20 protein-coding genes are annotated in these 24,418 nt (G+C 62.0%); 11 read left to right on the top strand and 9 right to left on the bottom strand.

The window, feature by feature from the left end; all coding sequences use genetic code 11:
- Positions 1 to 110: 110 nt before the first annotated feature.
- The 3 genes from AC3RCP_RS11685 (at position 111) to astA (ending at position 3,786) form a co-directional block, all read left to right on the top strand.
- The gene (locus AC3RCP_RS11685) at positions 111 to 1,454 is read left to right on the top strand and encodes an APC family permease (RefSeq protein ID WP_102681114.1); all 1,344 of its coding nucleotides are present in this window, start codon (positions 111 to 113) and stop codon (positions 1,452 to 1,454) included.
- A 192-nt stretch (positions 1,455 to 1,646) separates the two neighbouring features.
- A complete protein-coding gene (locus AC3RCP_RS11680; protein ID WP_492571501.1) occupies positions 1,647 to 2,663 on the top strand; it encodes an arginine N-succinyltransferase in 1,017 nt (338 codons plus the stop codon).
- Positions 2,664 to 2,721: 58 nt separating this feature from the next.
- Entirely contained in the window at positions 2,722 to 3,786 is a 1,065-nt protein-coding gene (gene astA / locus AC3RCP_RS11675) for an arginine N-succinyltransferase (RefSeq protein ID WP_492571500.1), read from the top strand.
- A gap of 24 nt (positions 3,787 to 3,810) precedes the next feature.
- Here the strand turns inward: astA and AC3RCP_RS11670 are convergent, their stop codons facing one another.
- The 3 genes from AC3RCP_RS11670 to AC3RCP_RS11660 form a co-directional block, all read right to left on the bottom strand.
- On the bottom strand, positions 3,811 to 4,206 hold the full coding sequence (locus AC3RCP_RS11670; protein WP_492571499.1) for a carboxymuconolactone decarboxylase family protein: 396 nt from the start codon (positions 4,204 to 4,206) through the stop codon (positions 3,811 to 3,813).
- 231 nt (positions 4,207 to 4,437) lie between these two features.
- A complete protein-coding gene (locus AC3RCP_RS11665) occupies positions 4,438 to 5,682 on the bottom strand; it encodes a M20/M25/M40 family metallo-hydrolase (RefSeq protein WP_492571498.1) in 1,245 nt (414 codons plus the stop codon).
- Positions 5,683 to 5,775: 93 nt separating this feature from the next.
- Positions 5,776 to 6,900, bottom strand: a complete 1,125-nt coding sequence (locus AC3RCP_RS11660; RefSeq protein WP_052034467.1) for a diguanylate cyclase — start codon at positions 6,898 to 6,900, stop codon at positions 5,776 to 5,778.
- Positions 6,901 to 7,187: 287 nt separating this feature from the next.
- Here AC3RCP_RS11660 and hglS point away from each other — a divergent pair, with 287 nt between their 5' ends.
- The 3 genes from hglS to AC3RCP_RS11645 all read left to right on the top strand — a co-directional run bounded on the left by hglS (position 7,188) and on the right by AC3RCP_RS11645 (position 9,403).
- Positions 7,188 to 8,582 (top strand): 2-oxoadipate dioxygenase/decarboxylase HglS, encoded by a 1,395-nt coding sequence (gene hglS, locus AC3RCP_RS11655; protein WP_492571497.1) that lies wholly within the window; start codon positions 7,188 to 7,190, stop codon positions 8,580 to 8,582.
- A 235-nt stretch (positions 8,583 to 8,817) separates the two neighbouring features.
- Entirely contained in the window at positions 8,818 to 9,111 is a 294-nt protein-coding gene (locus AC3RCP_RS11650; protein ID WP_492571496.1) for a type II toxin-antitoxin system RelE/ParE family toxin, read from the top strand.
- Between the two features lies 1 nt (position 9,112).
- The gene (locus AC3RCP_RS11645) at positions 9,113 to 9,403 is read left to right on the top strand and encodes an addiction module antidote protein (RefSeq protein WP_007923531.1); all 291 of its coding nucleotides are present in this window, start codon (positions 9,113 to 9,115) and stop codon (positions 9,401 to 9,403) included.
- A 396-nt stretch (positions 9,404 to 9,799) separates the two neighbouring features.
- Here AC3RCP_RS11645 and AC3RCP_RS11640 read toward each other — a convergent pair whose 3' ends face one another.
- The 6 genes from AC3RCP_RS11640 to AC3RCP_RS11615 form a co-directional block, all read right to left on the bottom strand.
- Positions 9,800 to 10,387, bottom strand: a complete 588-nt coding sequence (locus AC3RCP_RS11640; protein WP_007923530.1) for a hypothetical protein — start codon at positions 10,385 to 10,387, stop codon at positions 9,800 to 9,802.
- Positions 10,388 to 10,510: 123 nt separating this feature from the next.
- Positions 10,511 to 11,587, bottom strand: coding sequence for a lipocalin-like domain-containing protein (locus AC3RCP_RS11635; RefSeq protein WP_492571495.1), 1,077 nt, complete (start codon positions 11,585 to 11,587; stop codon positions 10,511 to 10,513).
- Positions 11,577 to 14,093 carry an ABC transporter permease gene (locus AC3RCP_RS11630; protein ID WP_492571494.1) on the bottom strand — a complete coding sequence of 839 codons (2,517 nt, stop codon included), beginning with the start codon at positions 14,091 to 14,093 and terminating at the stop codon, positions 11,577 to 11,579. Before AC3RCP_RS11630 ends, AC3RCP_RS11635 begins: the two co-directional genes overlap by 11 nt.
- Positions 14,059 to 14,727 carry an ABC transporter ATP-binding protein gene (locus AC3RCP_RS11625; RefSeq protein ID WP_492571493.1) on the bottom strand — a complete coding sequence of 223 codons (669 nt, stop codon included), beginning with the start codon at positions 14,725 to 14,727 and terminating at the stop codon, positions 14,059 to 14,061. Before AC3RCP_RS11625 ends, AC3RCP_RS11630 begins: the two co-directional genes overlap by 35 nt.
- 269 nt (positions 14,728 to 14,996) lie before the next feature.
- Positions 14,997 to 15,650, bottom strand: coding sequence for a peroxiredoxin (locus tag AC3RCP_RS11620; protein WP_007923518.1), 654 nt, complete (start codon positions 15,648 to 15,650; stop codon positions 14,997 to 14,999).
- A 184-nt stretch (positions 15,651 to 15,834) separates the two neighbouring features.
- Complete coding sequence (locus tag AC3RCP_RS11615) at positions 15,835 to 17,958, bottom strand: TonB-dependent receptor (protein WP_492571492.1); 2,124 nt, start codon at positions 17,956 to 17,958, stop codon at positions 15,835 to 15,837.
- 361 nt (positions 17,959 to 18,319) lie between these two features.
- Between AC3RCP_RS11615 and AC3RCP_RS11610 the strand changes: the two genes are divergently transcribed.
- From AC3RCP_RS11610 to AC3RCP_RS11590, 5 genes are all read left to right on the top strand, one after another.
- Positions 18,320 to 18,868 (top strand): YniB family protein, encoded by a 549-nt coding sequence (locus AC3RCP_RS11610; protein ID WP_277590746.1) that lies wholly within the window; start codon positions 18,320 to 18,322, stop codon positions 18,866 to 18,868.
- Positions 18,869 to 19,103: 235 nt separating this feature from the next.
- Positions 19,104 to 21,398 (top strand): AAA family ATPase, encoded by a 2,295-nt coding sequence (locus tag AC3RCP_RS11605; RefSeq protein ID WP_492571491.1) that lies wholly within the window; start codon positions 19,104 to 19,106, stop codon positions 21,396 to 21,398.
- Positions 21,395 to 23,242, top strand: a complete 1,848-nt coding sequence (locus AC3RCP_RS11600) for a UvrD-helicase domain-containing protein (RefSeq protein ID WP_492571490.1) — start codon at positions 21,395 to 21,397, stop codon at positions 23,240 to 23,242. The genes AC3RCP_RS11605 and AC3RCP_RS11600 overlap by 4 nt, the downstream gene beginning before the upstream one ends.
- Positions 23,243 to 23,337: 95 nt before the next feature.
- A complete protein-coding gene (locus tag AC3RCP_RS11595) occupies positions 23,338 to 23,694 on the top strand; it encodes a DUF7079 family protein (protein ID WP_492571489.1) in 357 nt (118 codons plus the stop codon).
- Between the two features lie 422 nt (positions 23,695 to 24,116).
- Entirely contained in the window at positions 24,117 to 24,398 is a 282-nt protein-coding gene (locus AC3RCP_RS11590; RefSeq protein WP_028682899.1) for a hypothetical protein, read from the top strand.
- Positions 24,399 to 24,418 lie beyond the last annotated feature (20 nt).

Here is a 24,418-nt window from a genome sequence, read left to right as displayed (position 1 = left end):
CGTGTCTTTAAACCTGCCAGGTTCAAATACATTGCCTGCCCCTGCAGGTCATCCTTCGACCTCAGCGACAGGCTCCCGCCCCCCCTTTGGCTGACAAGGAGAACCTCTTCATGGAGATTGAAGAATTCGGCTACAAACAGGAACTCAAGCGCGGCCTGACGCTGCGCGACCTGGTGGTCTACGGGATGATTTTCATGATCCCCATCGCCCCGTTCGGGGTCTACGGCTATGTGAACCAGGAAGCACCGGGCATGGTGCCGCTGGCCTACATCATCGGCATGCTGGCGATGCTCTTCACCGCCCTCAGCTACGGCAGCATGGCCCGCGCCTTTCCCATCGCCGGCTCGGTCTATTCCTACGCCCAGCGCGGGCTCAACCCCCATGTCGGCTTCATCGCCGGCTGGCTGATGCTGCTCGACTACCTGCTGATTCCGCCGTTGCTGTACGTCTACGCGGCCATGGCGCTGAACCACCTGTACCCGGACATTCCCAAGGTCGGCTTCATCCTCGCGTTCCTGGTCAGCGCCACCTTCGTCAACCTGCGCGGCATCACCTTCACCGCACGGATGAACATCGTGTTCCTCCTGGCGCAACTGGTGGTGCTGGGGATCTTCCTGTTCTACGCCTGGAACGCCCTGCACGGTGGCGCCGGTAACGGCCAGCTGACCCTGGCGCCGCTGTACCACCCGGAGAATTTCCACTTCGGCATGCTGATGCAGGGCGTGTCGATCGCCGTGCTGTCGTTCCTCGGTTTCGATGCCATTTCCACCCTGGCCGAAGAGATCAAGAGCGAGCCGGGCAAGAGCGTCGGCCGCGCCGCGCTGATCACCCTGCTGGTGATGGGCGCGATCTTTGTGGTGCAGACCTGGATCGCCACCGACCTGGCCGCCGGCATGGGCTTCAAGTCGGCGGACACCGCCTTCTACGAGATCGCCGAAATCGCCGGCGGCAGCTGGCTGGCGACCCTGACCGCGGTGGCCACCGCGCTGGCCTGGGGCGTGGCGGTGGCCATCACCTCGCAAGCGGCCGTGTCGCGCCTGCTGTTCGGCATGGCCCGCGACGGCAAGCTGCCGAAAATCCTGGCCAAGGTCCATCCCAGGCACAACACGCCACACGTCAGCATCTACCTGGTGGCCGTGCTGTCGCTGCTGATCTGCTACCTGTTCATCAACTCGGTGGACACCCTCACCTCCCTGGTGAACTTCGGCGCCCTCAGCGGTTTCATGCTGTTGCACCTGACCGTGATCAATCACTACTGGCGTCGCAACCAGTCGGCCCAGGTACTGCGGCATCTGATTTGTCCGGTGATCGGCTTTCTAATTGTCTGCGCGATCATGTACAACATGGGGGTCGATGCGCAGAAACTCGGTTGCATCTGGATCGCCATCGGCCTGGTCTACCTGTTTTTCCTCAACAAGCTGGGCGCCAATACGGCGCTGGCCGATCCACTTTAATCAACACCCCCGGCCGCCGCGGCACCATGAAGGTGCTCCGGCGAATCCGAGTGGGCGCCGACAGGTGCCTGCGTGCCACCGCCCGCCCATGCGGGCAGTGGCAGTAATGCGTGGAAACCGACAGTGATTGTCAGGTTCGGCGCCCCGGGTTTTGCGACCAGGCGTCGATCATTTTGATACAGGAGTGCATCCATGCTGGTCTTACGCCCAGTTGCGCCAGACGATTTGCCGGAGTTGCAACGGCTGGCCCGTGAAAGCCTGGTGGGGGTGACGTCCCTGCCGGACGATCGACAACACCTTTTGGACAAGATTCTCGACTCCTGCGCCTCCTTCGCCGCCAACGTGCAGGCGCCGGGGCCGGAGAACTATTTTTTTGTCCTGCACGACCCGGCCAGCGGCCAGTTGCGCGGCTGTTCGGAAATCCTCGCCATGGCCGGGTTTTGCGCGCCCTTCTACAGCCTGCGCAACCGGCCCTTCGTCAGCAGCTCGCGGGAGCTGAACGTGCAGCACGGCGTGCCGACCCTGTCGCTGTGCCAGGACCTGAGCAACCACAGCCTGCTGCGCGGCTTTCATATCGACCCGGACCTGGTGGGCACGCCGATGGCGGAGCTGCTTTCCAGGGCCCGCCTGCTGTTCATTGCCGCCCATGGCTCGCGCTTCGCCGACACCAGCATCACCGAGATCGTCGGCTACAGCAGCGACGACGGCCATTCGCCGTTCTGGGATGCCCTGGGCAAGCACTTCTTCGACCTGCCCTATGTCGAGGCCGAACGCCTGTGCGGCCTGCAAAGCCGCAGCTTCCTCGCCGACCTGATGCCGCAGTACCCGATCTACATCCCGATGCTGCCCAAGGCGGCCCAGGACTGTATCGGCCAGGTCCACCCGCAGGGTCGCGAGGCCTACGAGATCCTGCTGCGCGAGGGGTTTGAAGCCAACCACTATGTCGACCTGTTCGACGGCGGCCCAACGCTGTACGCCCGCCACAGTGGCGTCCGCTCCATCCACCAGAGCCTTATCGCCAACGCCTGCCCGGGCCAACAGAGCGGCAGCGGCCGGGCCTGGCTGGCGAGCAACGAACGGCTGGGGCAATACCGGGCCGCCCTGGTGCACCTGGACGAAGCACCGGGGGACCTAGTCAACCTTGACCCGCAAACCTTCCAGGCCCTGCACCTGCAAACCGGCGACCCGGTACGGCTGGTCGCCCTATGAAGAACCCCGGACACGTTTGCATTCGCCGCCTGAACAGGCGCGCAGAAGGAGCTGCATCATGATCGTTCGCCCGGTACGCGTGACCGACCTGCCCGCGTTGATGGCCCTGGCCCGGCGCGCAGGCCTGGGGCTGACCAGCCTGCCGGCCAACCAGGAGCGCCTGACCCACCGGATTCGCTGGGCCCAGCGGACCTTTGCCGAACAGGTGGAACGGGCCGACGCCGACTACCTGTTCGTGCTCGAGGACGACGACCAGCAAGTGATCGGCATCAGCGCCCTGACCGGCGCCGTGGGCCTGCGCGAACCCTGGTACAGCTACCGGGTCGGCATGACCGTCAATTCGGCGCCGCACCTGGGCATCCGGCGGCAGATCCCGACCCTGTTCCTGAACAACGAAATGACCGGCCAATCGGAACTCTGCTCGCTGTTCCTGCGCCCCGACCAGCGCCGTGACACCAACGGCCGCCTGCTGTCCCTGGCGCGCCTGTTGTTCGTCGCCGAGTTCCCGCACCTGTTCGGCGACAAGCTGATCGCCGAGCTGCGCGGCAAGGGCGACGAGAACGGCTGCTCACCGTTCTGGAACAGCCTGGGCCGGCACTTTCTGCAGATGGATTTCGTCCAGGCCGACCACCTGTCCAGCCTCGGCCACAAACCCTTTATCGCCGAACTGCTGCCGCGCCAGCCGCTGTACACCTGCCTGCTCAGCGAACCGGCCCAGGCCGCGATCGGCCAGGCCCACGAAAACGCCGAGGCGGCGCTGGCCATCCTGCGCCACGAAGGTTTTGCCCATCAGGGCCATATCGACATCTTCGACGGCGGGCCAGTGATCGAGGCCGAGCTGAGCAAAGTCCGCGCGGTGCGCGAAAGCCAGGTGCTGCCGCTGCTGGTCGGCACCCCGGACGACGACGCGCCGACCTGGCTGATCCACAACCGCCGGCTGGAAAGCTGCCGCGTCACCCGCGCCCGCGCTCGCCTGGTGTCCGGCTGCCTGCTGGTGGATCGCCTCAGCGCCAAGCGCCTGCAAGTGCAGCCCGGCGACCTGGTGCGCGCCGTGCCGCTGCTGGCCACCCAGGCCAAGGCGGTCGCGGCCGAAAGCCCAAGGACGGCGCTGGCCGATGCCTGAGCGGCGCCAAGGGCCGCATCGGACTCATTCGAGCTTGAACCCGTCATCCAGCGGCACCCGGTAGCCGTTGGCCAGGCGATTGGTTTCGTTGGCCATGCCGACCACCGCCTGCAACTCACCGAACATCGCCTCCGTCATCCCCGCCTTGCGCGCCGCGGCGGTGTGCGAAGCGATGCAATACGGACAGTTGTTGGTGACGCTGACCGCGACGTAGATCAGCTCCTTGGTCAGCGGATCGAGCGCCCCCGGCGCCATGATCTCCTTGAGGCTGTCCCAGGTACGACGCAAGGTCGGCGGATAGGCCGCCAGGCATTTCCAGAAGTTGTTCACCTGGTCGACCCGGCGGGTGCGCATGATGTCGTCGAACACCGCCCGCACTTCCGGGCTGGCGTCGACGTATTCGGTGAGGTGGCTGCTCATTGAAGGCTCCGCTGTGGGGGACGAGGCTTTCGAGTATAGGCAGAGGGATCGCAGGCCCCCGCAGCCATTCCCTTGTAGCCGCTGCCGAGCCTGCGAGGCTGCGATAGGACCGCAGGTCCTCCAGCGGTCTCGAGATCCTTGCGCCTGCTGCGCAGTCGATCGCAGCCTCGCGGGCTCGGCAGCGGCTACAGGTCCGGCCATGCAGACAATGCAGTGCGTCTATTCCTGCAATCAGCGCTTGGCCGACAGCTCCATGATCATCCGCGCCAGCAGATAGATCCGTGGTGCCACGCTCTCGACTTCGGCGTATTCCTCGGGGGTGTGGATATTGCCGCCGACGATGCCGAAGCCATCCAGGGTCGGCGTGCCGACGCCGGCCGAGAGGCTGGAGTCCGCCGCCCCGCCGCTGCCCTCGATGGTCAGCTTGCGCCCCAGTTCGCCGTAGATGCCCTGGGCCATGGCCACCAGTGCATCGGACTTCTCGGTCTGTGGCATCGGCGGCAAACCGCGCTGCAAGGTGGTCTTGACTTCGGTGTCGGCGATCAGCTTGTTGGCCGAGACCCGCACCAGATCCTTCTCGATGCGGTCGAACTCCTCCGGCACCGCCGCCCGCACATCCGCCTTGGCGGTGGCCTGGTCGGGAATCACATTGGTCCGGTCGCCGGCCTTGAGCACGGTGAAGTTGATGGTGGTTTTCTTCTCTTCGTCCCCCAGCTTGCCCAGTTGCAGGATCTGGTGCGCCGCCTCCATCGCCGCGTTGCGCCCCAGCTCCGGCGCGACGCCTGCGTGAGCGGCCTTGCCCTTGACCTCCACCAGCGCCGTGGCGCTGCCCTTGCGCCACACCACCAGGCCATCGGCCGGGCGCCCCGGCTCCAGGTTCAAGGTCACGTCGTGGGCCTTGGCGGTTTTCTTGATCAGCTCGGTGGCGATTTCCGAACCGGTTTCCTCGCTGGCATCGAGCAGGAAGGTGATCTGTGCGTAGTCCTTGAACTTGAGATTATCCAGGACCTTCAGCGCGTAGATCCCGGCGACGATGCCGCCCTTGTCGTCCATCACTCCCGGGCCATAGGCGCGACCATCCTGGATACGGAACGGCCGCTCGGCCGCGGTGCCTTCCTTGAACACCGTGTCCATGTGCGCCATCAGCAGGATCCTGGCCTTGCCGGTGCCCTTGAGCGTGGCCAGCACATGGCTGCCGCCGGCCGTGCCGTTGGGGACTTTTTCGATGCTGGCGCCAAGCTTCTTCAGCTCGGCGATGGCGATGTCGCTCACCTGGTCCAGCCCCGCCTCGTAGCCGGAGCCCGAGTCGATATTCACCAGGCGCTCCAACAGTTTCAGGGCGTCGCCCCGGTATTGCTGCGCATCGTTCTGCACTTGTGGGTGGGGGGCGGCGCTGGCGTGGGTGGCCAGCAGGCCAAGGGCGAGGGTCAGGCCGATACGGGCGGCCAGCAATGAGCGAGGGGGAGTCTGCGTCATGAATCGGTCCTTGTTTCGTGTCGGAAGGTGCCCGCCCACCCTACCTGACAAATTCGCCCCCCTCCATGCTGGCGCAATGCTCTGCGAACGGCCTTACAAGGAGTTCAGCAGGACCTTCGACGAGCAGCCGCCGCGGCGGCAGCTGACCTTGTTGCGGCCGGTGGTCTTGGCCTCGTACAAGGCCTGGTCGGCATCGTTCAACCAGTCCAGGGCATCGCTATGGTCCGGGGAATAGGCGGCCAGGCCGATGCTCAGGCTGACCTCCAGGGCCGGGCTCTGCTCATAGCCCAATCCGCCGAAACGGCAACGCAAAGCCTCCATCAGTTCGGCGGCATGCTCCAGCGGCACGTCCGGCAGGATCACGCAGAACTCGTCGCCGCCATAACGCCCGGCCAGGTCGCTGATCCGCAGGTTCTGCTTGAGCAGCTTGCTCAACTGGCGCAACACGATGTCGCCGGCGACATGGCCGTAGGTGTCGTTGATGGCCTTGAAATGATCGATGTCGATCAGCGCGATGGCGCCGCCCTGGTTCGGGTTCGTCCCCTGGCGCCGGCAACGCTGGAACTCGATTTCCAACTGGTCCTTCCAGGCCCCGTGGTTGAGCAGGCCTGACAGGCTGTCGGTGCGGCTCAGGGCCAGCAATTCGCGCTTGTGCCGGGACAGGACATTGGCCTGCTGGTAGCAGATAAACCCCAGGGCCAGCGGATACAGGGTCAGCATCGGCAAGCAGGCATAAAGTTGCAGCGCACTGGTCTGGGCCTCGAACCCGATGCCGAACAGCAGCAGCCCGAGCGCGACTCCCAGCATCTGCGCCAGACAACCGGCCAGGAAAAAGGGCACGCCACCCAGGGCGATATTGTTCATCGCCATCAACGACAGGGTGGTGGTGGTCGGCAGCGGGTTGAAGTGCATGGCCGCCACCCAGAACCCACCGAGGAAGGCATCCACCAACAGGTTGTGATGCTCGCCGCGAAACGGCACTGGCGAGCAGCGCGCCCACTGGTACGCCAGGTGCGGCCAGATGAACGCGTTGAACGACATGAACGCCCAGACCCAGGGCGATGGATGCAGCGGGTATATGCCCGCGGCCACGCAGAAGAACCCCAGGGCCAACCCCAGAATTCGCGTTTTGTACAGCCTCCTGGCCAGTGAAAGTCCCTTTCCTCCGTTGTGCGGCGTCAAGGCCAAGTCGCCTCCGTTGAACGGTACGCAAGCCATGGAATGCGGTCGTGTTCAGAAGTCTATCAGCGCAACGGCAAATCGCCATCACCGCTCAGCCCCCGGAAAGCGCTGCGGGTTGCCTGGGCGCAAGGGGCCATGCCCGTCCAGCGAAAACCAGCGGATGCCATCGGTCCAGCTGCACGTAGCCACCCTGCCCGCCTGCATTCATTTGCAGAATGAAGTCCGGAAGAAACTTCGTTTGTCAGCACACCCCGCGCCAACCAGAATCAGGCCCAGCCAACACCGCTACCCTCTTTGTCTCACTACGCCGGGAATCCTTGTTTATGAGCCTGCAGAGCTTCGTCAGCCCAGACCTGATCCGCCAACGTTTTTCACGGGCGATGTCGGACATGTACCGCGAGGAAGTGCCGCTGTACGGTGCCCTGATGGAGCTGGTGACCCAGGTCAACGCCGGGGTCCTGGGCAGCGACGAGAGGATCGCCCGGCAGCTGCGCAGCACCGGCGAAATCCAGCGCCTGGACCTGGAGCGCCACGGCGCCATCCGCGTCGGCACCGCCACCGAACTGGCGACCCTGGGCCGCCTGTTCGCAGTAATGGGCATGCAGCCGGTGGGTTATTACGACCTCACCCCGGCCGGGGTGCCGGTGCATTCCACGGCCTTTCGCGCGGTGCACGAAAGCGCCTTGCAGGTCAGCCCGTTCCGGGTCTTCACTTCGCTGCTGCGCCTGGAACTGATCGACAACCCGCAATTGCGTAGCTTCGCCGAATCGGTGCTGGCCCGCCGGAGCATTTTCACCCCGCGCGCCCTGGCCCTGATCGAACAGGCCGAAACCCAGGGCGGCCTCGACGACCGCGCCGCCGGGGAATTCGTCGAGCAGGCCCTGGAAACCTTCCGCTGGCACCACAGCGCCACGGTCACGGCCGGGCAGTACCAGCAACTGAGCGCCCAGCACCGGCTGATCGCCGACGTGGTGGCGTTCAAGGGGCCGCACATCAACCACCTGACGCCGCGCACCCTGGACATCGACCAGGTGCAAGCGCTGATGCCGGCCCACGGCATCACGCCCAAGGCGGTGATCGAAGGCCCGCCGCGCCGGGAATGCCCGATCCTCTTGCGCCAGACCAGCTTCAAGGCGCTGGAGGAAGCCGTGGCCTTCACCGACCAGCCCGATAGCCGCGGCAGCCACAGCGCGCGCTTCGGCGAGATCGAACAGCGCGGCGCCGCCCTCACCCCCAAGGGCCGGGCGCTGTACGACCAGCTGTTGAACGCCGCCCGCGACGCCCTGGGGGACTTTCCCAACGAAGCCAATGCCCAGCGCTACAACACCCTGATGGCCGAACACTTCCGCGCCTTTCCTGATGACCACGAGGCCATGCGCGAACAGGGCCTGGCGTACTTCCGCTACTTCGCCAGCGAACAAGGCCTGGCCGCGCGCCAACAGGCGGATCGACCGACGAACCTGGAGGCGCTGATCCACGCCGGGCATGTGCGGGCCGAGCCGCTGGTGTACGAGGACTTCCTGCCGGTCAGCGCCGCCGGGATCTTCCAGTCCAACCTGGGCGACGATGCGCAAAGCCATTACGCCGGCCACTCCAACCGGCAGGCTTTCGAGCGGGCCCTGGGGCGTCCGACCATCGATGAACTGCAGCTGTACGCCGATACCCAACAGCGCTCGCTCCAGGCATGCGCCGCGACACTGGGCCTGCCCGCTCTCTGATTTTCCGTCCCACAGCATCAGCCAGAACGGCTGATGCTGGCCCTTTCCAGCAGCCACCACAGGGCAATGGCTACAGGGTGTTTCGGCAGCCCTGATCGACAACATGCCGATACGAAACAGCCCGCCTCGCCCACTCCCCTCCTGCTTACCTTTCCATGACCCCTTCAAGCGCACCGTCAGTCGCCTGAGGGTCATCACTCCTTTCAATATTGTCTCTATATGGATACAGTCACTCATGGATTACGAGATCCTGCAGACGACCGCCTTTGCCCGATGGCACACCACGCTACGGGACCTGCGCGCCAGGATAGCCATCGCTCGGCGTATCGAGCGGGCTTCGGCGGGCAACCTGGGCGATGTGAAAAACCTCGGCGGCGGTCTCTCGGAAATGCGCGTGAATATGGGCGCCGGCTACCGCATCTATTTCACGCTTCGCGGCAATACGCTGATCGTCCTGCTGCTGGGCGGCGACAAGTCCACCCAGCCTGCCGATATCTGCCAGGCCCGTTCCCTGGCCAAGGAGTTCTGATATGTCCGACACACTGCTTGCCTTCGACATCGCCACCCTGCTCGACAGCGACCAGGCGATCAGCGAATACCTGTCCCAGGTCCTGGCCGATGGCGATACCGATGAACTGATCCGCGCCCTGGGCCATGTCGCCAGGGCGCGGGGCATGACGCAGATTGCCAAGGCCACTGGCCAGGGCCGGGCCAGCCTCTACAAGGCTTTTGCCCCGGGCGCCAAGCCGCGCTTCGATACCGTGGTCAAGGTCATGCGCGCGCTGGGCCTGCAGCTGTGTACCACCGTGTCCCGAGGCTAAAGCCGACCCGGGCGGCAGGTAATGAAACAACAGGCTGTGTCGGTAAAGAGTCTTGCTGGAGAGAGCCGAGAGTGCTTGGCAACCGCTGGCAACAGGCGTCGAACCTGCGCGAGTCGCATGAACGCAATGGCGGAAATGGTGGGGCGGAAACCCCGAAGAGGGTGTTCGCCCAGTGCTCTGGCCTGGCAATCCATGCACCGGTAAAGAGCCCTTGCACCGGGCGAACGAGAACTATTTTAATCGAACGACAAAAGAAAGTCCGTGCACATATTCTGAAGAATTCTGAACACAAAGCTGGCGGAATTTTTTTTATTTCGCTCACCTTCGTTCAACTCCCCGCACGGACCTCCCGAGATCCGCGCGCCGGCCGCCACAACGACCAGCGCCCGTTCTCAATCAACCTTCGTGCTGGGTCGTAACTTGCAACACATCGGTGTAGGTCACCACCACGCTCTGGCCGACCTTGAGGTCTTTCAGCCGGGCCTGGACTTCCGGTTTTTCCACGGCCAGGACCTTCTTGTTACCCGCCGGCCCCTGGAAGGTCAGCTGGTTGTTCTTCAGGTCGATGTCGGTGATCTTCAGTTGCACCTGCACCTGGCGATAGGCTTCGCCGCCCGGGTTGGGGTTGTCCTTGGTGGCGCGAATCACCCCGGTGCGCTCGGCGGAATCCGGCAGGCCTTTTTCCACATTGGTGTCCAGCACCGCCACCACCGCGTGAGTGACCCGCACATTGACCTGGTCGCCCACCTTCAAATGCCCCAGGTCCTTGGCCTGATCGCTGAGTTGCACATGCACCGGTTGGCCCTGCGCGCCTTCCAGCACCACACGATGCTTGGCGGCATCCACGGAGAGCACCTTGGTCACCAGTTCATCGGCCTCCACGGTACCGGCCAACGGAATGTCGGCGGCGTAGGCATGCAGGCTGGCAGCAGACAACAGAGTGGCCAAGGCAACGGCTTTGGCCAGAGAGTGAAGCGGCTTCATAGACATTCATCCCTGTAATTGAAAACAAGACCCGCGCCGTTCTGGTGCGCGGTGCCGCTTGAGCATAGACGCGGTCCGGAGCGACGTTGGTAACTCCCATCGATTTGTTGCACGCAGCCAGTCTCAGTAACCGGTCATTTCCAGATAACCGCTGCCGGCATGGCTGCCGCTCAATTGCACCGGCCCTTCCCAATAAGGAATGCGCAGGTTCATCCAGGCCTTGGGGTTGAGCGCCTCGGCATTGATATCCAGGCCGCGACCGGGAATGCGCAAACGCCAGCGGGTGGGCAATGGGCGCCCCGCCACCTTGGAGTCCTCCAGCGGGGTGAGCTGGATATCGTCCTTGTGCAGGGTCTGGGTGCGGCCGTCGGGCTCGATCCAGGTGCCGGTGATGTAGGGCGGTTTGTGGTTTTCCCGCACGCGGAACAGCATCAGCCGCTCGCCGCTGTCCAGGTGCAGGGAGAACCAGTCCCACCCGCTCTGCCCGGCCGCCAGGGGCTGGCTGCTCCATTCGCGGTCGAGCCAGGCCGGGCCGCGGACCTGATAGGTCTGGCCGTCGATCTGCAGGCTGCCCTCGGCCTGGAAAAACGGCTGGCTGTAGTAATAGGACGCCTGGCCCTGCTCGGACTTGCGGCTGTAGCCCGCCTCGCCCTGGAGCACCAGGGGCCGGTCGCTGCGCAGCTGCAAGCGGTAGGCGAAACCCGCGCCGCTGGCTTGCAGTTGCATGTGCGCCAGCGGGTCGGCGTCGGCGGACTGGCTGCTGAAACTCCAGTCGTCGATCCAGGCCTTGAACGGCTGCGCGGTCACCCCGGCCTGCCCCACCCCGCCGCGGGCGTAACGTTCGGCGGCGTGATGGGCAGTGGCCGAAGTCGCCGCGGCGTGGCCCAGCCAGACATTCGGCGCCTGCCAGCCGGGCTGGTCGGGTTCGGCGCGCAAGGCACTGCGAAACAGCGTCCACTGCACGCCGAAGCGCTGGCCGTCGCTGGCCCTGAGGTCGGCGGTGAGGTACCACCACTCGATGCGAAAACCGTCATGCACGCCATGGTCGGCCGGGAAGCTGAACACCCGCCCCGGCATCACCTGGGTGAACGCCGCGGCGTCCTCGCCCAGGCCAGCGAAACCTTGCGCCGGCTCGTCGCCTTTATCGCAACCGCACAGGGCCAACACCAGCAACAGGCCAGGCAGCCGTTCAATCTTCATGGGCAAAGGTCCTGAGCAGATCCGCCGGCTGGCTGCGATACAAGCGGAGCAACGGCCAGGCCGATGCAAGCAAGGTGGCCAGCACCGCCAGGGCCAGCAGCTGCACCAGTTGCAGCGGGAACACCCGCAACGGCAGGCGCCAGCCGAAGGCCTGGACATTGATCACCGTGTCCAGGCACCAGGCCAGGGCGATGCCCAGGGGCAGCGCCAGGAGCAAGGTCAGCAGCGCCAGCAACCAGGTCTGCCCGAGGTTGAGCAGCATCAGTTGGCGCCGGCTCACCCCCAGCGCCCACAGCGGCGCGAGCTGGCCCAGGCGGCTCTGGCTCTGGGTCAGCAGGCTGATAAACAGCGCCACGCCGGCCACCCCCAGGGTCAGGCTGTTGAGCGCGGCGGTGGCGGCGAAGGTGCGTTCGAATACCTGGCTCGACCAGCCCTTGAGCTGCGCCTGCTCGACCATGCGGCTGTCGTCGAGGCCAAAGCGCTGCTGCAAGGCACTGACCAGCGGCGCCACGGCGGCTGGCTCGATGCGCAGATTAAAGCGGTTGGGCGTCAACTGCGGCCAGTGCGCCAGCAGGTGCTCGGCATTCACCAGCAGATGGCCCCTGGGGTTGCCGTAGTCGGCATAGATCGCCACCACTTGCGGCGCCCAATGCCCCCCGGGCACAGGGATATCCAGCCGATCGCCCAGCCGCACCTTGAGCCGGCGCGCCGTCTGCTCGCTGAGCATCAAGGTGTCGGCGCTGGACAGCTGGGTCCAGGGCTGCTCGCCCAGGGCTTCGAGCAAGGGCCAATGCTGGCGGTAGCTGGCATGCTCGATCACCCCGTACAAGTCCGCCGGCCAGCCTTGCAGTTGCAGCGCCACCTGCCAGACCGGCAGCACCGCGGCCACGGCAGGCTGCTCGGGCAGCCAGCGTTGCAGCTCCCGCGCCTGCGCCGGGGTCTGCGGGTTGATGTACAGCTCGGCGCTCAGGCGTTGCTCGAGCCAGTCGGCGAAGGTCTGGCGAAAACCGGCGGTCATGCTGCCGGCGCCGATATTGGCGGCGAGCGCCAGCAGCAGCGCCATCAACGCCAGGCTCAGGGCCGGCAACTGCTGCCGGCAATCGGCGAGAAACCACTGCCCGAGCACCGAGCGGCTGCGCCCGAGCAGCGCGCTGAGCAACCCGTTGAGCAACACCGGCAGGCCCAGGGCCGCGCCCAGCAGCAAGCCGGCCATCAGCACGAAACCGCTGCCCAGGCTGTCGCCCCAGGCCCAGGCCGCGCCCGCCAGTACGATCAGGGCCGTGGCGACCCAGGCCTGACGCCGCAGCCAGCGTGCATGCGCCTGATGCCAGGCCTGGGGATCGGCCAGCGCCAGCAACGGCAGGCGCGCCGCCCGCAGCAGACTGTTGGCCCCCGCCAGCAAGGCGCCGAGCAGGCTCAGACCGATGCCGCCCAACCACCACCCGGGGCTCAGGCTCAACTGCCCCGCCACCTCGGCGCCATACAGGCCGCGCAGGCTGGCAGCGACATCCGGCAGCAGCACGCTGGCCAGCAGGTACCCGCTAAGCACCCCGGCCAGGCCACCGAGCAAGGCCAGGCCACCGAGTTCGACACACAGGCAGGCGATCAGCATCCGCGCGCTGACCCCGCAGGCACGCAGGGTCCGCAGCAGGCCGCGCCGCTGCTCCAGGGCCAGGCCGATGGCGGCGTGCACGATAAACAGGCCGACCAGGAACGACAGGAAACCCAGGGCATCGAGGTTCAGGTGAAAGCTCTCGGTCAGGCGCGCCAGATCGTTTTCCTCACTGCCGCGCTTGAGCACCAGCAGGCCCTTGAACGCATCGGGCAAGGCCGGCGCGCTGGCGGCGAAATCCGCCGGCAACAGCAGCCGTGAGATCTGCTGCGGCAAGCCCAGCAGCGGCTGGGCAAAACCGATATCCACCAGCAGCAGCCCCGGCGCCATGTCCGCCTGGCTGTGCAGCGGCGGCAGTGACTGGCCGCTCGCGGTCACCGGCCGATCGCCTTCGCGGTAGCCGAGGGCTTCCAGGGTTTGCGGGGCGATCCAGGTGCTGCCCGGCGGGCTGACGAATTCGACCATCCGCGCGGAATCCAGCACCTGGCCGGCGACCGCCGCACCGGCCGGCAACGACAGCGGCTCGATCCCGAGCAATTGCAGGCGCTGCTGTGCATGGCTCTTGAGCGTCAGCCGGCCTTGCACCACCGGCGACACCGGCCAGCCGGCCCGGCGCAGGCCGACGAACAGGTCCTGGGAAAACGGCGCACCATTGGCCGTGGCCAGGCTGGCCTGGGGCGCGCCGCCGATCAACTGGCTGGCCTTGGCGTAACTGTCCCGCGCCTGGCTGTTGAGCGCCTGCACCCCGGTCAACAGGCTGGTGGCCAGCCACAGCCCGGTCAGCACACTGAAGAACTGCACCGGGTGCCGCCGCCAATGGCTGAGCAGCGCCCGCAGGCTGTGCCAGAACACCCGCACCTCAGTGCTCGCCCGCGCCGACCAGACGCCCGCCATGCAGCAGCGCGATCCGCCCCAGGCGACTGGCTACACGCTGGCTGTGGGTGACCATCAACAGGCTGGTGGGGGTCTCGGCCAATAGCTCCAGCAACAGCTGCAGCACATCGTCGCTGGTGGCTTCGTCGAGGCTGCCGGTGGGTTCGTCGGCCAGCAGCAACCGTGGTTTGCCGGCCAGGGCGCGACCCAGGGCCACCCGCTGTTGCTGGCCGCCGGACAGTTGTTCCGGGTAGCGCCGCAGCAGATCCCCCAGGCCCAAACGCTCCACCAGTTGCGCCTGCCAACGCCCATCGAAACGCCCGGCCAGCCGCGCCTGGAACCCCAGGTTGTCCTCCACCCGCAGGCTGCCGATCAGGTTGAACTGCTGGAACACCAGCCCGACTTCGGTGCGCCGCCAGTTGGCCAACTGATTTTCGTTCATCCGCTCCAGCTGCTGCCCGCCGATGCGGATGCTGCCGCCATCGACCTTGTCCAGGCCGGCGATCAGATGCAGCAAGGTGCTCTTGCCACTGCCCGACTCGCCCATCAGCGCCAGGCTGCCGCCCTGCTCCAGATGCAGGTCGACCCCCTGCAACACCATCAACGGGCCCTGGGGCGTGGCGTAGCTTTTGCGGACGGCGTGTACATCGAGCATGGGTGGGCTCTGGCAACGGAAGGAAGGCTCAAGGATAGCGCTTGTCAGAGCACGAGGGTTTGCGCGCGCAACTCCGCCCAGGGTTCGACCTGCGCTCAGCGGTATTAAAACGGACTGTTCGAACCGCGGATGGGCAGTGGCTGCCCATCCTGGCTAAAAGCGACCCATGGAAGTGACTGCGACGCCGCGGCGGCCTGCTGGGTGAACCCTGTCCGGCGCAGCGTCGTTCCCGCAGGCCTGCTCCGTGAGCAAGCCTTTGTCGGGGGTCGTTACTTCGGTTGCTCCACGGTGCGCAGATAGGGCTTCAACGTCTTGAAGCCTTGCGGGTATTTCTTCCGGGCGTCCTCGTCGGATACCGAGGTAGGAATGATCACGTCCTCGCCCGGGCGCCAGTTCACCGGGGTGGCGACGGTGTGCTTGGCATTCAGTTGCAGGGCATCGAGCAGGCGCAGCACTTCATCGAAATTGCGCCCGGCGCTCATCGGGTAGACCAGCATGGCCTTGACCTTCTTGTCCGGGCCGATGATGAACACCGAACGCACGGTGGCGTTGTCCACGGCGGTGCGCGCGCCGCCACTGGCATTGGGGTGGATCATGTCGTAGAGCTTGGCCACCACCAGGTTTTCGTCACCGATCATCGGGTAGTTGACCGCATGCCCCTGGGTCTCCTGGATGTCGCCGACCCAGGCCTTATGGTCGCTGACCGGGTCGATGCTGAGCCCGACAATCCGGGTATTGCGTTTGTCGAACTCCGGCTTGAGCCTGGCCATATAACCGAGCTCGGTGGTGCACACCGGGGTGAAGTCCTTGGGGTGCGAAAACAGGATTGCCCACTTATCGCCGATCCACTCGTGGAAATGCAGCGGACCTTCGGTCGTGTCGGCAGTGAAATCGGGTGCTTCGTCGCCAATGCGGATTGCCATGTTTGGTCTCCTTGCAGTGACTGGGAGGGGTAGTTGTCAGGGAACTGACGGCTGTTGCGGCGGCGTTCGGGTACGGCTGAACCTGTCGGCGCGAATGAGTATAGGAGACACATCAGGCAAGGCGAGCGCAGACAAAAAAGCCCGGCAGTGTCGCACTGCCGGGCTTTGGTCTCAGGGTAGGCCTTCAAAACCGGTAGTTGGCGCTCAGCTCCAGGGTCCGTGGCGCGCCTGGCGTGATCAGGTCCACCGAGCCATGCGCCGAGGCGTAATAGTCCTTGTCGAAGACGTTACGCAGGCGCAGGGCCATGTCCCATTTCGGCAGGTTGTACAGCAAGGCCGCGTCCACCGTGGTGTAGGCCGGCATGACCACCTGGTTGTCCAGGGCGGTGTAACGGTCATCGACATAGTTCGCCCCCATGCCGACACGCCACTCCTGGGTCAAGGAACGCACCAGCCACAGATTGGCGCTGTGGCGCGGGGTCAGGGTCGGGGTCTGGCCTTCGTTGGCGACCCCGTTGGTGCGGCTGTTGGACTTGGTGATCTCGGCATCCAGGTAGGCGTAGCCGGCATAGACCTGCCATTTGTCGCTCAACTGCCCGCTGGCGGTCAGTTCCAGACCATCGGTACGCTGCTCACCCGCCAGCACCAGCTTGCTCGGGTTCGCCGGATCGGTGGTTTTCATATTGGTGCGTTCCAGGCGGAACAGCGCCGCGGTCAAGGCCAGGCGACTGTCGAACAGGTCCCACTTGCCGCCGATCTCGAAGTTGGTGGTTTCTTCCGGCTCCAGGTCCTGGTTGCTGGTACTCAGGGCGAACATTTCCGCGGACGGCTGGTAGGAACGGCTAACCGAGATGTAATAGGACTGGATCGAGTCAGGCTGATAAACCAGGCCGACGCGCGGGCTCCAGGTGGTGTCCGTCCGGGACAGGCTGCTGTGGGTCAGATCGTCGGAATACTCCTGGTCGAACACGTCATAGCGCACGCCCACCAGGGCTTTCCAGTGTGGCGTCAGTTCGATCAGGTCCTGCACGTAGAACCCGGCGGTGTCCTGGGTGTTGCTGCCCTTGGCGGTCTGCCGGTTGGCCTGGAACGGCACATCGACCAGGGCATCGCGATACACCGGCACCTGCGCCACGTTGGATTGGCTGAACACCGACTGATCCTTCACCTGGCGCCCCAGCTCCACCCCATAGAGCAGGCTGTGGTTCATCCCGGCGAGCACGGCCTGTTGATTGAGCTCGGTCTGGTTGAACCAGCCGTCTTCCTTGCGCTGCACATTGCCGCGGTTGAGCTTCACCAGCAGTTCGCCATTGGGCGCGGTGACAAAGCGGGTCGGGCTGGAGTCGGCCAGCGTGTTGTTGCGATCCAGATCGTAGTGGTAGTAGCGGCTGGTGTTGCTCAGGCTGAAATCGTCGTTGATGCGGTAGTCGATACCGGCCGTGAACGAGAACACCTCGCTGCGGGTGTAGTCGTCATCCGGGTCGGCGGAACCGAAGCGCTTGTCGCGGTCCACATCGACCGGGCGGTTGCCGCGCGCCGGAATGCCGAAGTCGATCAGGCGCTTGTCGTACAGATAGGTAGCGCCCAGGTTCAGTTCCAGATCGTCTGAGAGCTTGAAGTAGGCCGACGGCGCGATGGCCTTGCGGTCGATATAGCCGTCATCGCGGAAGGTGTCGCTGTTCTCCAGCGCCCCGGTGACACGAAAAGCCTTGTCGTTGTGCTGCTGGTCGGCCCAGCCGGCGTCGAACTGCGTGCGCTTCTTACCCTCGCTGTCGAAGCTGCCCCCCACTTCCTGCTTGGGGGCGAAGTTGGGCTTCTTGCTGATGCTGTTGATCAGGCCACCGGATGAGCCGCGACCATAAAGCACCGCCGCGGGCCCCTTGATCACTTCCACCCGCTCGACATTGGACAGGTCGCGGAAATACAGGGCGTCGTCGCGAATGCCATCGACGTACATATCGCCAATGGCGCTGAAGCCGCGGATGGTGACCTGATCGCGCTGGCCGTCGCCGTTGGACAGGCCGACCCCGGGGACATTCTTCAGCACGTCCTCCATCGACTGCGCGCCCTGATCCTTGATCACGCTCTGGGGGATCACGTTGACGGTTTGCGGGATATCACGCAGCGGCGCATCGATCTTCAACGCACTCCTGCTCTCGGTCGGCATGTAGCTCTGCTCGCTGTACTCACTGTTCACAGCGGTGGCCGGAAGGGTTAGAGCAGACTCCGTTTCTGCCTGTAGATCAGGGACGACCAGAATGCCCAGCAACGACAGAGAGGCCGGGTAAATGCGCGATGAGACCACCATGGATACCTTTTTTGTAGGAATTATCTGAAGATCGCGCGAATGATAACGATTATCTTTTGTAAGTAAATACAAACGATTACAATTTTTAATATTGACAGCGTTTGGGACGGGCGTCTCGATTTGGCGGGGGCGCTGTTCAGCTTCAGCTCGTGCTGGTACGGCGCTTATTGCATAGGCAGGAAACTCATTGGTGGCAGGCTTTGCGCGTGGTTCAGGCCGAGGCGCCGGTGGTGTTCGTCGCAGCCCTGCCGGCTGAAACCCTCGAGGCCCAAAGGCAGCCCATAAGCCAGCGCCGTCCCTATCGGCCAGGGGCAACGAACTATTAGTATTGCGGCCCTTTTCTTCATCGCAGGACGCACAGATGAATTACACCCAGGCCCAACTGAAATACCGGCTGGCCATCGCCGCAGGCGCACTGCTGTTTACCGGCGCCTTGATCTCCACCGTGTTTTCCACCCTGAAAATGCTCCACTGGCGCCTGGACAGCTACACCACCGCCGCGGCGACCATCAACCGCCCGATCAAGAACTTCATGTTCACCGTCTACGAAAACACCCGCCCCCTGGACTGGTTCTGGGACAACAGCCCAACCCCCGACTTCATCCGCCTGAGCAACCCGCCCCACTGGAAATTCCTGGTGATCTACCTGCTGATCTTCATCGGCGCCGCCCTGTTCACCTGGGGCCGGACCCTGATGCGCAAAGTCGAAGCAGTCGAACCGCTGATCCAGGCCCGGCTCAATGCGCCAGCAGAGGAAGGTGTCGCGGTCATGACGTTGCAGCAATTGGAGGAGTCGACCCCGGTGGAAGCCGTGCCTTCGTTTTTCTCGCAGGTTCGGGTGCTTTGTGTGCTGCCGGTGGGGATTGGGGTGGTTTACGTTGGGGTGCTGTGGATGTTGCGGATTTTGTAGGTCCGGTGGTGGGTTGAGTTCTTTGTGCTCAGTGGTTGCGCAAATCAAGGAGACTTTTCGGAGCGTTTCTAATGTATGAAGTCGCCAGGGGAGCCAAAACCATAAAATGGTCCACATGCGGCAATGATTTTAATGAGCTGCAAAAATAAATCTGTCGCCATTTTTCTCTCTTTGATTGCCATAGGCAGCTACATTGATAGCAAACTGACACCCATCAGGCTTTCAAGGATGATCCATGCGCATCCAGCACATAGAGATATCTAACTTCCGAAAACTGCTTTCTGTGCGAATTGACTTTGCTAATGAGACCACGCTGCTTGTAGGTGCAAATAACAGCGGCAAATCCTCCGCCATGCTGGCACTCCGGAGATTTTTGGTTTCGAAGGCTTCTGCTTTTCGGCTCCAGGATCTGACTCTTTGTCATCTCGCCAAGCTGGACGAGATTGGTAAGGAGTGGGAGAACCCACCAGCAAATTTTGAAATTCCTACAGCCAAGGACTGGGCCGACTGGCTCCCTAGTCTGGATATTTGGGTGTCGGCAGATCAAGGAGAGTTCCACTTCATCCGCGATCTCATACCCAACTTTGCGTGGCGAGGGGGGCTTGTGGGAATGCGTTTCCTACTTGAACCAGATGATATGAATACGCTGTACACGGACTATCGCAAGGAGCGCGCGAGGGTTGCAGAGCTTGAGGATGCTCTAGGGAAGGAAGACCCGCCTGGTAGTCCGCTGACGCTATGGCCGCAGAGCCTTCATGATTACTTAAACCGTCGGCTGGGAGATAAATTCAAGGTTCGTTGGTACCGCCTAGATCCTCAACAACTTAAGAAGCCTGACAAGTCGACTCGAATGGCTCAAATGCAGCATTTAAGTCCTACTACCCTGCCGCTGGAAAGCAATCCTCTCAGTGGGTTAATTCGAGTACATGAGATCAATGCACAGCGGGGATTCGGCGACCATTCGGACGACAATCAAGGCGATAATGCTAGACCCAGCGGCGCTCGAAAACTCTCGGAACAACTCAGATCCTATTACTCCCGACACCTTGATCCAGGTGACAGCCCAGATATTTCAGATCTCGAAGCATTGCGAGCGATAGAAGCAGCCCAGTCGGCATTCGATACCAGGCTAAGTAGCAGCTTCGAACCTGCTATTAGAGAGGTCGAGGGATTGGGCTACCCCGGCCGTAATGACCCACGCATCAAAGTCGCAAGTCGCCTGGCAGCAACTGACGGCATGAACCATGAAGCGGCCGTCCTTTTTGAGTTGGATTCAATTCAGGGCGCCCCTGGAGCCCCTCCCCTTCATTTACCAGAGACCGCTAACGGGTTGGGATATCAAAACCTGATATCTATGATTTTCCGACTGATGGGTTTTAGGGATGAGTGGCTAAGAAAAACCAGGGCCGCCAGCGCGAAAGAAATAGACCGCGTCGAGCCCATCCACCTCGTGCTCATTGAGGAGCCTGAAGCCCATCTTCATGTTCAAGTGCAACAAGTGTTCGTGCGGCACGCCTACCAAATTCTATGCCGAGACGCTTTGCTTGAACGCTACCCAAATCTGAAGACTCAGCTTTTGGTGAGCACGCACTCCAGCCATGTAACTCATGAAGTGGAGTACCAGAACCTTAGGTATTTCAGGCGACTCCCTGCTGGGATGTATGGCATTGGTGTACCGGTGTCGACGGTTTCTAATCTCTCTAACGTATTCGGTGAGGGAACAAAGACGAAGGAGTTCGTAACCAGGTATCTGCGAGCACAGCACGCAGACATATTCTTCGCCGACGCCGTCATCTTGGTAGAAGGCTCAGCAGAGCGCATGATGCTGCCGCATTTTTTGCGGAATAAGTTTCCATTCCTTGACCGCTGCTACATCACAACCCTCGATATCGGTGGCAGTCACGCACACCGGCTAAGGCCTTTAATTGACGCCCTTGGCATTCTCACCCTCGTTATTACAGACCTTGATGCAGGGCTAAATAAAGCTGCAAAACCGGTGCAAAGAAACGCAGATCAGATTACGAACAATCCGACATTGCGGAGCTGGATGAAACTGATGCATCTGGGCAGCACAGTGGATGAACTGCTTGAGCTGCCAGCAAACCAAAAAGAGCACCAGATCGACGACCTGTACTCGGTACGCATCGCCTATCAAACTCCTATTTCCACCCACTTGCCCGCTACTGGTGAAGCAATACAAGCTCTTCCAAATACCTTTGAAGACAGCTTTGTGCTTAGCAACGCTGGTCACTTTGCGGAAAAGAAAGACGGCACTGGTCTGATGAAGGCTTTCGTAAAAGTTTTGAATGAAGCGCAAACATCGGAAGCCATCGGGGAAGGGTTTTTCAACGAATTACGCGAAGGAAAGAAAGCAGAGTTTGTGTTGCTCGTTTTGGGTGACACAAACTTTCCCAGCCTCGAAATCCCTGAATACATCAGTGAAGGCCTCAACTGGCTTGAGTCCAAATTGCGAAGCAAGCAAAAAGAACTGCTGGTAATTCCGCCCGAGGGCGCGGAGGTGACGCCATGAGCGAGGCAGCCGTCGCAGATGCCGACACCACTATGCAGGCTTGCCTGAACCTGACAGATCCGAAGAGTTTTTTTCTTTACGCAGGTGCTGGCTCAGGAAAAACCCACTCACTTGTCGAGGCTATCCGCGAACTCAAAAAACGCGAGCGAGAACGCCTGACGTTCGAGGGGCGGCGAATTGCGGTGATCACCTATACAAACGCAGCCTGCGACGAGATTCTTCGGAGGCTAGAGTTTGATCCACTCGTGGAAGTCTCGACCATTCACGCGTTCGCCTGGCGCCTAGTCCAAGGATTCGACAACGAGATCAGAGAGTGGCTAAGGATCAAACTTGCCCAAGACATTGAGAAGATCGAGGGCGAGCTAGCACGCTCGAGAGGCGACAATAAAACCTCTCGAGGAAACAGACGGAGGCTACAAAGCAAAATACGCAGACTTGAGAGTCTCGACGAGATTACGAAGTTCATCTACAGCCCCACAGGTGACAACAGAGAGAGGCAAGCACTTAATCATGATGAGGTCATCAAGTTAACTGCAGCATTCGCTCCTGAACGCCCTTTGCTGGATGTTCTAGTAGACCGCTACCCAGTTGTATTGATCGACGAAAGCCAAGACACCCACGCTCCAGTAATGGAGGCTTTTCTGAAAGTCCAGCATTTGACACAGACACGCTTCTGCCTGGGACTACTGGGCGACACCATGCAACAGATTTACGGCCATGGAGTAACGCGCCTTGATAAAGCGATACCAGGTGACTGGCTGAAACCTGAAAAGGTCGTTAATCGCCGCTGCCCTCGAAGGGTGGTAGACCTTATCAACGTGATCCGAAGTGCTGCAGACACTCATCAGCAGACCCCAAAGCCTGATGCCATTGAAGGTGTAGTGCGCATGTACTGCATTAGTCAAAGCCAAGAACAAGCACCAAATCTTGAGGAAGGCATCGCTCATTCGATGGCCGCAATCACCGGCGACGGAGAATGGGCTATTGGCCCTGAAGGCCGAAAGACCTTGATCCTCGAACATAAGATGGCTGGGCGGCGGATGGGGTTCGAGAAGCTGTTCACGCCTCTATACGCGGTTGAGCACCTTCAAACAGGCTTGCTGGATGGAACCCTGCCCGCACTTCGTGTTTTCAGCGAAGGCGTTCTTCCCATCCTTACCGCAAAGGACGATCACTTCCTTCTGCTTGAAGCCGTACGCTCTCGCTCTCCCTTACTCAGCAAGGATGCTATGCGATCAACAGGGGATCAATCGGCCCACATGCAGCATGTCGAGGACGCGACACATGCCCTGCTCTCTCTTTTCGAAAGAAACGATCCAACACTGAGCGAGGTCGCAACACTTCTGTCGCAAACCCAACTACTTGATGTCCCTGAGAGTCTGATTGGGGCAATGGTGATGGGAGTTCCTGGTGAGGCTCCAGATCCTGAAGATACGAACGCGATGACCAACTACGCCTACCAGCTATTCCTTGAGCGTCCATTTTCAGAGCTGGCAGCCTTTGCGAGTTATGTGGATGGCCTTTCACCCTACGGCACACATCAAGGCGTAAAGGGACTGGAGTTTCCACGAGTCATGGTTGTCATCAACGATGAGGAGGCAGGCGGTTTCTTATTCAGCTACGACAAATTGCTGGGTGTAAAAGAACCAACAAAGACTGATCGGGACAACGAACGTGACGGCAAGGACAATGCACTAGCGCGTACTCGTAGGCTGCTTTACGTGACGTGTAGTCGGGCTGAAAAGAGCCTGGCGATTGTCGTATACACACCCCAGCCGACACTGGCCAAGCGAAACGTTGTTGATGCTGGCTGGCTTCAGGAGAGCGAGGTCGAAATCCTATGAGGCTTCCTCCTTAGTCTCGCGATTGCGGTTATCTTGGTTGGATCGGTCGCAGGGGTCGCGGATTCCCTCGATGAGGAACTAGAGGAGTTTTCGCATTGGGACATTTTCTGACCGAGCCACAACTGACAGAAGTCAGAACCGCACTGTCTGAGCCATTCAACTATTTTCCGACCGATTACGACTACATCGCGCGACAGGTCAAAGGCGTCGATCCTGACGTACTCTATGAAATCTTTTATTCAGAAGTGGCGCCCGTGTGCTTCTCCAACCTTGCAGCAGTCTTGCCCTCTGTCTGGACAGGCTTTGACCCCGACTGGCTCAAAGCCAGGATCGAGGAAAGGCTGGCGGTGCGGAAGCGTAATTGGTTACGCAGGCAGTTTGATAAGGTGCTGGTTCTATGGCTGAAATACAACTACGACTACATGTGGAAGGAAATTGCTTGCAGGCTTTGAGGTTCGGTTATGAACTGACATTAGCGCATGATCGACAACAGAAATAAAAAAGGGTCGACACCAATAGGGGGCGTCAAGTCCATATAATTACGCCCGCCACCGTCGCCACCAACACCCCCGACACACCCCCTCAAACATCCCCTCCAATACGCGGTTGCGCCGCTCAAGCGCGGCCCCTATAGTTCGCGCTCGCGGCAAAATCCGCGAACGACCTTGGCCGGTCGAGCATAGGAACGCTTCAGCGTCCAAAACATCATTGCAGGCGCTTTTTTTGTGCCTGCGATTTTGTGTCATGGCGGCTGTGCGTGGGACACCTTCGGGTGTGCCGGTGTCCTATGCCCGGTCGGCCAACCCGCGTACAGCTGCCACCCTTATTCGCTTGGCCGCGAAAGGTGGTTGCTCTATTCATAGGAGCTGCACCGATGATTGACCATCAAACTTCCCGCTTCACCCCCGTCGATACCCACGACGCCGACGCTCCCGTTTTCTACCTCGATAGCAACGCGCCCTTGAGCGATCTGGCGGCTAGCGCAGCCCATCGTTTCACCGTGGTGCGCGACCTGATGGACAGCCTGTCCACGCTTAACCTGAAAGATATTTCCGACTGCGACCTGGCGCGGGTGACCCGAGGGGTGCATTTGCTGACCCGGGAAGGCTGTGCGGTGCTGGAGGTGATTCAGTGGCGCACGGCGCAGGAGCCCTGAGCGCTATTGAGCCTGGGAGG

This window comes from Pseudomonas sp. GW822-FHT05A08 (genome assembly GCF_058800485.1).
The sequence above is the reverse complement of the archived record's forward strand: the minus strand, read 5'-3'. Positions and strand labels throughout refer to the sequence as shown.